Origin of the sequence: Pedobacter suwonensis, assembly GCF_900111825.1 — a bacterium.
GTDB lineage: Bacteria > Bacteroidota > Bacteroidia > Sphingobacteriales > Sphingobacteriaceae > Pedobacter > Pedobacter suwonensis.
The window spans coordinates 18,839-32,490 of the sequence record NZ_FOJM01000026.1 but is presented as its reverse complement, the minus strand read 5'-3'; the positions used below and the strand labels follow the sequence as shown (position 1 = coordinate 32,490).

The 13,652-nt window shown below is 38.9% G+C and carries 2 protein-coding genes; both read right to left on the bottom strand.

Annotated features, from left to right (window positions below; translation table 11 throughout):
• A partial coding sequence (locus BM107_RS23700) for a type I polyketide synthase (protein ID WP_139222332.1) occupies positions 1 to 5,887 on the bottom strand: 5,887 nt, incomplete at its 3' end.
• A gap of 51 nt (positions 5,888 to 5,938) precedes the next feature.
• Complete coding sequence (locus BM107_RS23695) at positions 5,939 to 13,591, bottom strand: hybrid non-ribosomal peptide synthetase/type I polyketide synthase (protein WP_090988036.1); 7,653 nt, start codon at positions 13,589 to 13,591, stop codon at positions 5,939 to 5,941.
• Between the last annotated feature and the right edge of the window lie 61 nt (positions 13,592 to 13,652).

Here is a 13,652-nt window from a genome sequence, read left to right as displayed (position 1 = left end):
CATTGTCAACCAATGCAATACGATCCGGACACAAATTAACCTGCTCCTCAAAACAACCTGTAACACTAGCCGATAAGGGATAACTAACTGTGGAACGATTAAACTGATTTAAAAGCTGGTATTTCTCTTCTTCAGATAAAATATCTATATCAGCAAGGCGAATATCCTGATTTACGATTACAGCATTTATAATCCGAAGCAGATAATCTGCAAAACGTTGAATCGTTGATGCAGTGAAGAGATCAGTAGAATAGCTAAACCCGAGATATAAACGTTCAGGGGTTTCAACAGCAGATAAGGATAAATCGAATTTAGCACTTTCCAATCCATGATCGTAAGCATCAAGTTTCAGCTCAGAAATTCCGAGTGTTTCAGTCTCAAAATTTTCATAGGAAAAAACGGTCTCAAATAATGGGTTTCGCCCCATATCACGAGAAAGTTTTAACTCATCTATCAGGTCTTCATATTGAAATTCCTGGTTATCAAAAGAGGAAAGCGTACTTGAGCGCACTTTCTTTAAAAAATCACGAAAATTCAGGTCACCCTCAGGATAGTTCCGCAACGCAAGTGTATTGATAAACATCCCCATAATACCCTCAATTTCCGGGTGACTGCGTCCTGATAAAGGGCTTCCAACTACAATATCTTCCCGATTACCGATGCGACTGAGCAAAATATTATATACGGAAAGCAAAATCATAAATAATGTAGATTTTTCCTGCTCGCCAAGATGCCGCAAAGCAGCAGTCTGCTTTTCATCAAGTTCAAATTTGTAAATTCCCCCCTGGTAACTTCGTTTTTTAGGACGGGGATAATCAGCCGGCAATTCGAGAATATCAGGCAAGACCTCATATTCCTTAAGCCAGAATTCTTTTTGTTTGCCGATTCGCAACTGTTCCTCTTCACTTTGCTGCCACGCTGAATAATCTTTGTACTGTAATTTCAGGGGCTGTAATTCTTCTCCTTCATACAGCTGCATAAAATCACGGATCAAAATTGTCTGAGAAATTCCATCAGTTATAATATGGTGCATATCTAGCAGCAACATATCTTCTTCTGCAGCGATCGAAATTATTCCAACCCTAATCAACGGACCCTTATCCAATTCGAATGGACGGATAAACTGATGAATCACTTCTTTCAGTTCAGCAACTGAAGATGTATACGTTTCAATACGGAAGTCATTGCCATCACCAATTATTTGGTAAGCTTCTCCATCACTGAGCATAAAACTCGTACGAAGGCTTTCATGACGGGAGATAAGTTTCCTGAAAGTATCACTGAATCTTTCTCTGTCCAGTCCACCGCTGATTCTAACTACCTGCGGCATATTATAAGCCAGTAAACTTTTATCAAGTTCGTATAAGAAATATAATCTTTGCTGTGCTGAAGAGAGTTTATACTTATCCTGCTCTGCAGCCTTCTTAATTTCAACAGTATTTATTTCTTCCGATAAAGAAATTAAAGATGCCACGCCACGAATAGAGGGACTGTTGAAAAAATCTGCCAGCGAAATTTCTTTTTCAAATTTCCTCCTGATTGAATTTAGCAGACCCAGGGCTTTAAGTGAGTCTCCGCCAAGTTCAAAAAAATCATCGTTAACACCAATGGTTTCATATCCAAAAAGGCTTTTCCAGATTACAGCCAGTTCAACCTCTGTTTGCCCCTCAGGAAGCTCAATATTGCCTGAAAGCTGTGGCCTTTCCAGTTCAGGCATTTTAATATTTAAATCAGGCGCGTCTTGTTTTTTCGCAACCCAACGATCAATTCTCTCATCCAGATCGTGTACCGAAACAATAAGACGGCTATCTCCAAATAATAAGCCCATTTGAGAAAATACTTCATTAGCATCATTTTCAGTAATGGCCAGATTAGTTTCTCCGGCATTTCCCGTATTCCATGCATCCCAGTTAACAGAAACCCAGCGCACAGCATCGAGGTTATTATTTATTTCAGCTAGCCTGTCTAAACAGGCATTGGCAGCAGCATATGCAAAATAACCCACGCCACCCAAAACAGATGAAATAGAGGAGAATAAAACAACGAAATCGATGTGGTGATGTTTAAAGACCTGGCGTATATTTTCAGCGCCTTTTAATTTTGCATTAAATTGTTCTGTACAACCAACTATGCTTAATTCCTTAATTAAATGATCTTCGTGATGTGAAAAACCTGCTGCTGAAAGATGAAACACACCTGCTATTTTTCCCAGCTCCTGCTCAATCTGCACGACAGCTTCACTCAGCAATTTTTCATCTGTAACATTAGCGGAAACATAACAAACATCAGGCTTAATTTCTTTAAGTGCATTAAGTCGATGCAGTTTTTCCCGGTCTGCACTATTCATATCAGAACTGATTTCTGTTCTCCCGATAATGGCCACCCGGGCGCCTTTTCTGCAAAGATATTTTGCTAAAATAAAGCCAACATTGCCAAGCCCACCCGTAATAAGGTAAACCGAATTCTCATGAATTTCGAGTTTTGCATCCTGAACCAGCTCATTTTGATTCAATCGCTCGAAAGCAGGAATCCATCTTACATTATTTCTCCAGGCAACAATGGTCTCATTGGAGTCGACCAGCGTTTCTTCTCCTATTTTTTTATAAAGTTTGGAAAGGTCAGAAAGTTCGGCAGCAGCAACATCAATATTTTTAGATTTTACATAAAAATATTCCTGAGATATCACTTTTAATGTGCTGGCTAGATAAGATGCACGCATTGTTAACTGTTCTGAGCCATAAACATCGTAGTTATCTATAGTCAGATAGTTTAAGAATATTTCAGGTACCCGTGTCAGCTTACCAAACGCTTTAGCTAAATACAGCAGATGGTGGTAAGAGGCAAAGTCAATTTCATCATCCGCGCGCAAAGCCTTTTCAGCATTGAAAAAAGAAAGATCAACGATGGTGAGTGGCTCACTCAACTTATTAAAGTGCGCTGCAAATTCGATGTAATGAGCCGGATTAGCTGCGTTTATTTTAAATCCATTGTTATTGTCGAGGGTAACCTGATCAGATAAACCAGGTAACAGGCTATAAGCTTTGTCCGCAGGGAGATTTGCATGTGTGATAAAGTCTTGAATGATCTGATCATTAGAACCAATAATCAGCCACTTTCCTTCTGGCGTTCTTTGTTTATAACGGGTAACACTTTTTTTCCAGCTGGGAATATAAAACCACTTTTCGATTTCATTTTTTTGCGCAGCACCATTCAGCTTACGTCCACTTAATAAATCATCAAGTATTTGCGGATCAATTTTGAATTCTTTATGTAGAAAATGATATCCTGGTAAAGAAATTTTCTCCTGACCTTTGTAAAAAGAAGACCAGTTTATTTCGACTCCAGACAACCAAATGTTGCTTAATTTATTCAGTAAATATCTTAAATCTGAAACGGTGTGATTATTTACATGTCTGATGATTCCATGAATATGATGGCTGTCTTTAAATTCACTATTTTTTTCGATAAAAGATCCTAAAGAATTTCCAGGTCCTAATTCAAGGATGATTACCTCTTTCGTTTCCAGTATTTTACTTATTCCTTTTTCAAGCTGCACAGGGTTTTTCAATTGTTTAGCCCAATAAGTGGCAGCCTGGCAATCTTCAGTTCTTATCCAGTCGCCTGTTACATTAGAGATAAATGGGATCTGGGGACTGTTAAACACCACACTTTCCATTTCATTTTCCAGCATTTCAGCAGCTTCCCGCATCATGAAGGAGTGAAAAGCATGGGATGTTTTTAAAATACTGGCATTTATGTTCAACTCAGTGAGTGTGTGCTGTAGCTTTATGATTTCTTCTGTACTACCTGACAAAACACAATGAGAAGGGCTGTTGATGGATGCAAATGATATTGAAGGAGAAGTAAACTTGACCATCTCTTTCCAATTTAAGTTCACAGCAAGCATTTTACCGGGCTTCATGGCCTGCATAAATTCTGCTCGCTTTGCAACCAGGCGTAATGCATCACCAAGTGTCATCACACCTGATAAACAGGCAGCAACATATTCACCAATACTGTGGCCTATAAACGCATCAGGTTGAATGCCCCACGCAATCATTAGTTTAGCCAGCGCATATTGAAAACTGAACAGGATGGGCTGACTATTAACGGTCTCATTAATTTTTTCATTATGCGCCTCATGATCAGGATAGAGTATTGTCCTGAAATCGGTACCTGTAATGGTTTTTAAAATATTAAAACATTCATCCAGAACTGTAGAAAAGATAGGCTCTTTTTCATACAGTTCTTTACCCATATTGGCATACTGCATTCCCTGGCCAGGAAATGCAAACAATATTTTCTTATTTTTTGAAACTGCCACACCAGCCTTAAAACTATTCAGCTTAAAAGTCTCCAGCAGTTCTTCCCTCGATCTGAAAACTGTACTTAATCTGAAAGGAAAGTGCTCCCTTCCGGCCTGAAGAGTATGAACAAGCGCAGACAGATCCAGTTTTGAATCTGTTTCAATATGCTCCTGAAGGTTCTGTTTCATCAATTCCAGGGCGTGCTTATTTTTCGCAGACAGAATAAATATTTTATCTTCTTCGTGCACCTTAGTATTCATTCGGTTACTGCTGTGCTCTTCCAGAATCATGTGTACATTTGTTCCCCCAATTCCAAAAGAACTGACTCCAGCCCTTCTGGGTTGTTCTGATAGCCATTCCTTTTGTTTATTTGTGATGATGAAGGGAGATGCTGCAATGCCCAGCTTTGGATTCTCTGTTTGAAAATTAACTACCGGCGGAATCACTTTATGCTTAAGAACAAGTATAGTTTTAATTAACCCGGCTATACCCGCAGCGGCATCCAGGTGTCCGATGTTGGTTTTTGTAGCGCCCAGATAGCAATAATTTTTCTTTCCTGTATTAAAAGCCTTTTTTAAAGCCTCTATTTCTATCTGATCGCCTAAATTTGTTCCTGTTCCATGGGTTTCAACAAAACCTATACTCTCAGATTCAACTGCTGAAGATTTTAGTGCGTTTTTGATCGCCTCTACCTGGCCCTGCACACTTGGAGCAGTAAAGCTGCCTTTTCTGTTTCCATCATTATTAACAGCACTTCCTTTAATAACGGCATAAATATGATCCTTATCTTCAATAGCCTTACTCAACAGTTTGAGTACAACCATCCCCGAACCTTCACCACCAATAGTGCCATTTGCGTGTTCATCGAAAGTGCGGCAATGCCCGTCGGGCGAACTGATATATCCCTCTTTATATAAATATCCAAGAGTATTATTAACATTAACTGAAGTTCCGCCCGCAATAGCCATATCAGACTCGCCTAATAAAATCGATTTTAAAGCCATATGAACAGCCACCATGGAGGTAGAGCAGGCGGTATCTACATTTATAGCAGGCCCTTTCAATCCAAGCTTATAAGATACAAGCGTTGGTCCAAAATCCTTATTCATAAAATGGTTGGCAGACCAGCTTCCTACTTCAGACGAAATACCGGAAATATTGCATAACACTTCCCACAACGGGTTTGCCGAACAACCGGCAAACAAACCGATATTTCCCTTGAAATTTGCCGGGGCATAACCGGCATCAGTAAGTGCATTATAAACACACTCATGCATCAACCTGATTTGTGGATCCAATAAAATTGCCTCATCAGCAGTATAATTAAAGAACTCTGCATCAAAGCCAAATCGATCTGTAATTTCGCAGCCATTGGATTTAATATAATTGGGATCATTTAATGTTTCTGATTTCACTCCGGAGTCCATTACTTCTTCCGAGGTATAAAACCGAACTGATTCTCTCCCGTTTCGAATATTTTCCCAATAAGTATTGATGTTTTCAGCATCAGGAAACTTACAGGCCATACCAATAACTGCAATTTCTAACCCGGTAAAATTTGTATAAGCATCTAAACCCATCTTATTGACTATTATTTTTAATTGAGTAAATTTTGTGAACCGATTATTAGCTTAGCTAGCTGCATTATCAAGTGCATTAATAGCTGCATTATTTTTATTGAAGTCTTTGAGATATTTATTGATAAATATGCTAATGGTATCGTGATCGAATAATTCAGCAACCTGAACAGTAATGCCAAATGCTTCCTCTATTTTCTGACCTAAAAGCACAACTTTTAATGAATTGCCCCCCATAGCAAAAAAGCCATCATTTAATCCTATACTTTCCTTTTCAATATTCAGTACGTCGGACCAAATCTCTACCAGTCTTATTTCTGCTTCGTATACAGGTGGGATATAGGCGTCGCTTTTTGTTATGACCGGATCAGGAAATAAGTTGTAATCGATTTTTCCGTTAATATTTACAGGAAATTCTTTCAGCCAGATTATTATTCCCGGAATCATGGGTTTTGGTAAAAACCTTGTTAGAACGGCTTTTATCTTTCTCTCATCCAACTGTTCATCTGCCAGATAGTAAGCGACCAATGTATCTTCATTGTTTAGTTTTTTTACCAAGGCAACAGCCCTATCTACTTTTTCGATATCGGAAAATATTTTTTCAATCTCTTTCAGTTCAATTCTATACCCCCGTATCTTGACCTGATCGTTTTTCAGTATCCGGCCCATGTACACCAGTTTATTATCTGAATTTAAAAATCCCCGATCTCCCGATTTGTAAATTTTTACCTGATGATCGGCTGGCAGTGTGATAAAACTATCTCTTGTATTTTCTTCGTTCAGATAACCTTCTGCCAGGCACTCACCAGCAATGAAAATTTCTCCCGGCACATTTGAGGGCAATACATTATGTTGTTCATCGAGAATATAGATTTGTGTATTTCTTACAGGCGAACCAACGGCAATAAATTCATTCTCATCATCAATTAGAGTCGCTGTACAGGCTACTGTGGCCTCTGTAGGACCATATTCGTTAAATACACGGATATTTTTATTCAGTTTCTTTAAAAATGAAACCTGTTTGGGTAAAAGCGCTTCTCCTCCCAGAATCACCACCTCCATGGAGGTATGTTGAATATTAAGCGCATTCAGCATATCAATGTGTGCCGGAGTTGCTTTAATTGCTTTGATCTCAGATTGAAATATATTTTTTAAACATTCATCTACACTACGCTCATCTTCGTATACATATACCGCAGCTCCTCTTAACAGCGGAGAGAAAATACTGGTCAGTGTAAAATCAAAAGAAACTGAGGTATACAGGGGAAGATCATAAGTTTGTTGCCCATGAAAATAGAATTCATTTGCCCATCCGATATAATTGGCAAGACCACGGTGCGAGAGTTTCACGCCTTTCGGATAGCCTGTTGAACCTGAAGTAAATAAGATATATGCAACATCTGTTAGTTCGCCGTTAAATGCGTTTTCTTCATTGGCCGGTAAATCGGCCAGCTGAATATCCATGCAAAATACAATCCCTTCAAAATAGGTCAGATCGAACATGTAATCAGACAATGTAAGCACAGCTTTCGCAGCTGAGGTTTCCATCATGTATTTCACCCGTTCTTCTGGCAGCGATATATCAATGGGAACAAATACTGCGCGGCTTTTAATGATGGCTAACACTGCAATAATTAAGAATTCCGACCTGGTAAGGTATACCGCAACATTGTCTCCTTCTTTTATATTATAATTATTGCACAGATAATCTGAGAGCTTATTAACCGCTGAGGCCAATTGGCCATAGGTCATCTGTTTTTCCCCATAATAAATTGCGGTAGTATCACTGTTTGTTTGTGCAATTTGAGAGAATTTAGTAAAAATATGAGATTCGGTTGTTTGGGTAACGTGCTCACCTCTTAGTACAGTAGCAGGAAATACCGCATCAACTTTAGCCGATAACAGACTGATATCTTTAATCTTCAGATCAGGTTTTTCTATAATTTGATTTAAAATCTGCTCATAATAGGCACTATATAATAATATTGTCTTCTCTTCGAACAGGCCAGAATTGTACTCAAAACAAAAGCTCAGTTCGTTTTGCTGTAAATTAAAAGTGAATAACAAATCAAAGCCTACTTTAATATTGCGATGTTCAATATAACTGAGTTCAGTATCCTGATAGGACTGCACAGTTATCGCCTCTCCGATATTATCAGAAGAAAACACAATATCAAAAAGAGGATTTCTTTTTCTGTCTTTTGGTAATTCCAGTTTGGCAATAAGCTCTTCAAACGGGAACTTTCTATTGTCAAAGTCCTCATAAGTATTGTTTTTTACCTGGTTCAGGAATACTTGAAATGCCATTTCATTATCCACTGCATTTCTGAGCGGGATGGTTTCAATGAACATTCCCATCGTATTTTCAAATCCGGTAATATCGCGGCCAAAATGTGTGGTCCCAACGATCACTTCAGGCTCTCCGGTTAGCTTTTTCAACAATACATAGAGTGCCGAAAGCGTATAGGTAAATAGAGTTACACCTTCATTTTTAGCTTCATTGATGACCAATTGTGAGAGATCAGCCGGAATTCTAAACCGGTGTCTTTTTCCAATTTTCTGATCGTTTGCTTTTCGGGGATGGTCGAGCATCAATCCATTAAGCTGGCTGTAGTTTTTAAATTTATTTAACCAATACTGCCCCTCAGCTTTTATTTCTTCCTGCATTTCTGCTGTATAAAACTCCTGGATATAGGCGCTGAAATTGCTGCTTTTTTCGGTTGATTGTAAACCATCAAGTTCACAGAACAAATCAGTCAGAAAGACCTTATTGGAAACACCATCTGATATAATGTGATGGATATCGACCAATAAAAAGTCGTATCCACTATTATTGTTCACATATCCGATTCTAAAAAGAGGAGGAACTGACAAATTAAACGGACGTTCAAACTGTTTCAGAACAGCCTCAAGTTCATTATCCTGCTGAATGGAATAACTTTCTATCTCAGTTGCAACCTGCTTCCTGAAGTGTTGAATGGGTTGTTCTCCTTCCAAATCAAATGATGAACGAAGGACATCATGTTTTTCAACCAGTGTACGGATTGCGCCATTCAGTTTTTCTTTTGAAAGCGGCTTGGTTTTAAAAGTAAACACCTGATTATGGATGGTCTGCAACGGATTCAACCTATCTAAAATAAAGATCCTGTTTTGAGCAGGTAATAAGGGATAGTTACCTGATAAATCGATTTGTTGCTGATCTGATTCTGGTCTTTCCCCGGGACTAAGCTTTAAATCAATGATTTTGGAAAGTTGAAGGATGGTTGGATGATTAAAGAAATCGCCTAGTGAAATTTTGATATTGAGTTCATTTTTGACCTGATTGATATACTTTACGGCCTTCAATGAATCGCCACCCAGCTCCAGAAAATCATCGTTAACCCCTACTTTATTCAAACCGAACAGGGAACAGCAGAGATTGGATAGAAAGATTTCAGTTTTTGTAGTGGGTGCCATAAATGGTGTAAGCAGTTCCGGTCTTTCAAATGAATTTTCTATCATCTCAATCACCTCATTGTTTTCAGTATGCCCTTCATTTTCCTGGGCAAAAAAATCTTTGAGGTTTTTTTTACTAATGGTATATGCTGATCCGGTTTTTTTCAGACAGTGACGAAAAACCTGAATGCCTTCTTCACTGGTAAGTCCATCTTTAAGAAAAGCATTGATGTCCTTTTGGGAAAGCCCCGCGTCCCTCTTTTTAAGACCATCAACCGTCATTCCTACATTTTTCCAATCACACCAGTTAATTGTAAATATCCTGTATTTATCAGCGTTACTTCTTGCAAAGGCATCAGTAAACTCATTAGCTACATTATAAGCAACCTGCCCAAACTTTTCTTTATAATACAGGTTTCCTGCAGAAGAAAATAGCGCAATAAAATCAAGTTCTCCGAAGTTCAGCAATTGCTCAGCAATCAAAATTCCGTGAACCTTGAGCTTGATGTTATTGATAAATTGGTCTTGATTTCTATTTCTGATAATGCCATCGTAATCGATCACACCGGCAGCCCAAATCAGGCCGTTAATTTTTCCAAATTTCTCCTCAGTGAGGCGAATGGCATTCCGCATCTGTAATTCATCGGCCACATCAGCTTTAAGCACAAGCACTTCAGCACCGTTTTTTTCCATATTCCAGATCTGCTGAATAATCTGGCTGGTGGCATCTTCTTTTTCATGACTATCTACCCATGCTTTCCTTTCACTTTCAGCCGGGAAATCCCGTCTGGAAACCAATGCTACGCTGGCCTTTTCTTTTAAAGCAAGGTCTTGCGCAATTGATAGCCCCATTCCGCCCAAACCACCGGTAACCAGATAACATCCCTGATGTTTCAGGGAAACCTGATCGGCTTCCTTTACTTCAACAGCTTCAATGGATGGTATAAATCTCGAATGGTTACGGTAAGCAATAATAATTTGATCATCCTTTATTAAGCGCTCTTCGAAAACAGCCTTATCAATTGAGATTTCACCTCTTCCGGGATCAATAAGTTTACAATTTAAATGATCATGCTCTACTGAAATGATTTTAAGTGCACCGAGCAGCATTGCCTTGGCAGGATTAATTTGGTCATCAGCATTTATTTTAGCCATTTCTGTAGCCAGCACAATAATATTTCTATCGTTCTCCAGCAGGTGATCTGACAGGCTTTTAACCAGGAAAACGATGCTTAAATATCCCTGTAAAATCGAATCATCTAAAGAGACCGAGAAATCGTTCAAACCAAAAGCATGAATAATATCTGCATCTTCATATCCGTCTAATTTCAGATCTTCAATCAGTTTACCATAATCTTTCAGGTTATGATAATTAATCACGTAAGAAACCGGGCTATTTTTTTGGTACTTCTCTCCTGTTCTGATCTTAATGAGCGCATTAAGATGAATACCTGATTTTTCCAGCGATGATTCAGCCATCCCATCCTTATCACAAAATACAATCAGGTTTTTCTGTTCCTGTCTTTGTACAGACGCAGGTATAGCAAGCCTGTCTTTTGTCCAGCTAAGTTCGTACAACCAGTTTTTACTACTTTCAGCAGGCTTTAAATAGGAAGAATTTAAATTGCTGATTAATTTTTGCAGATCGACCTTTAAAGGAAATCTCAGTCTTTCGAACTGGTATAATGGCAAAGGGATTTTTCTTACCTGCTGGCCTTCATAGAGCTTAGCCCATTCAACCGGAGAACCATTCGCCCAGAGTTTTCCGATGTTCTGACCAAACAACTCAACATCTTTTATATCCTGGTGCGCTGGTCTTAAAGTATTTACAGCCATAATGGTTCCTGCTGCGAGCCTTTCAACGAGTTTAGCCAGCTGGTTTCCGGGGCCGACCTCAATAAACCGGGTATATCCTGCCGCTATCAGGGTTTTTAAACCCTCGCCAAAACGAACGGTATCCCTTAAATGACGCCTCCAGTATATCGCATCTCTATTCTCATCTAAAAATTTTCCGGAAACATTAGATATCAATGGTATTTTTCCTTTTTTAAAGCTATAGCCGCCTAAAAATTCTTCATACGCTTCCAATATTTCATCCATCATTGCCGAATGAAATGCATGAGAGGTGTTTAATTTTTTTGAGGTGATATTTTTTGAATTTAATGTTTCTACAAAAGCATCCATAGCAACCTTATTCCCGGAAATCACCATAATTCCGTCGTCATTTACTGCCGCAATAGACAAATCAGGATTCAGTATTTCTTTTAATTCATTTTCTTCAATAAATACAGCATACATTTCTCCTCTGGCCACACTTTGCATTAATGATGCCCTCTTTCCTACCACCTGAACAGCCTCGTCCAAAGTGATCATATCTGAAATAACGGCCCCTACATATTCTCCTATACTGTGCCCTATTAAAGCATCCGGATGAATTCCGATGGCCATCAGAAATTTAGCCATGGCGTAACTCACTGTAAACAAACTCAGCTGAGTAAACAAGGTATCATTGATTTTTATTTCTTTATTATCTTCATTCTGATAGATCACTTCTTTGAGTAAAATTCCATGGTGTTGTTTTATCAAATCAAAGCATTCATCCATTTGCTGGCGGAAAAACGAATACTTTTCATACAAATCTTTCGCCATCCCGATATACTGAGCCCCCTGCCCGCTAAACATAAAAACGCAATGATGCCTTCCTGCACCTCCATCCAAAACACTATTAACCAAAAAGTTATTCTGAAATTTCTGAATAAGATCTTCCGTATCTGAAGCAGTAACGGATGTCCGATAATTAAAATCAGTCCTTCCGAGATTTAATGTATAAGATAAATCCGAGAGTTTGATACCCGGGTGCTTTTTCAAATGATCTGCAAGAAACAACCCGGCTTCATGGAGCTTTTTTGAAGATTTTGAAGATAAATTGATGGTACAGGAAGTAGGTTCATTATTGGCCACCTCGGGTAGTTGAACAGCTTCTTCCACGATAATGTGGCAATTTGTTCCCCCTATACCAAAAGAACTTATTCCGGCCCTGAGTTGAGCATATGGACTTTTCCAATCCTGCAATTCGTGATTAACATAAAAAGAAGCATTTTCAAAATCAATTTCAGGATTAGGGGAACTGAAATGTAAACTTGCTGGAATTTTTTTATACTTCATCATCAGGATTACCTTAACTAAAGAAGCAATTCCGGCAGCACTATCCAGATGTCCTATATTGGTTTTTACGGAACCTATCGGATTGCGATGATTACCTGTTTGACCATAGCCATCGTTCAAAGCTTTAAACTCAACGGGATCACCTAACTTTGTTGCTGTTCCGTGGGTTTCGATATAGCTCACCGAGTTGGGATCAATTCCGGCAAGCTGAACAGCACTTTTGATTACTCTTTTTTGCCCCTGGATTCCTGGCGCCGTAAACCCAATCTTATCACTACCATCATTATTTACCGCAGTTCCTTTAATTACTGCATGGATCGTATCTCCATCTTTTAATGCATCTTTATACTTTTTCATCACCACTACGGCTCCGCCTTCGCCCTTCAAAGTTCCGGCTGCTTTACTATCAAAAGCCCTGCAATGACCATCGGGAGAATAAATCAGATGCTCATGATATTCATATCCTCCTTTATCCAATAGTGAGGTTGAAATTCCTCCTGCCACAGCAATTTCACAATCTCCTGTCAGCAGCGATCTCACGGCCTGGTGTACGGCTACCAGGGAGGAGGAACAGGCGGTTTGTGTAAAGATGGCCGGCCCTTTTAAGTTTAGCTTATAGGATATCAATGAACACAGGTGATCCTTATTAGAAAGATAAGAGGTTTCAAGTCCTGAGGAATCAGCACTTCCGTTTAGAGACATAATGGATTGCCACAGGTTGTTATCGCTTGCTGAAGCGTACAGGCCAATTTTTTTATTGGTTTTTTCAGGGCTGCAACCAGCCATTTCCAATCCATTCCATACAATTTCATGAAATATCCGGATTTGAGGATCCATGATATTCGCTTCGGCTGGTGTGTACCCAAAAAAATGTGGATCAAAACACTCTTTATCCCGGAGTACGCCTTTTACTTTAATATAGCTGGAATTATTATAAATATCCTCAGCAATACCACACTCGTCTAATTCATTATTACTAAAATTGTGAAAAGTCTCTTCTCCACTGAAAAGTTTATCCCAGTATTCCTCAACATCCTTGCAATTATTAAACTTTCCGGAATATCCGATAATTGCAATTTCCAATCCATTAAAGCCTGATTGTGCCATCTGTATTTAAATAAGTTTTTTATTGATTAAGCGCCTGAAGAATTCCGATCTGAGTCGGGAC

Bases quoted from the DNA above. Each gene is read 5' to 3' on its own strand.
- BM107_RS23695 (WP_090988036.1), bottom strand. From the start codon at position 13,591: ATGGCACAATCAGGCTTTAATGGATTGGAAATTGCAATTATCGGATAT.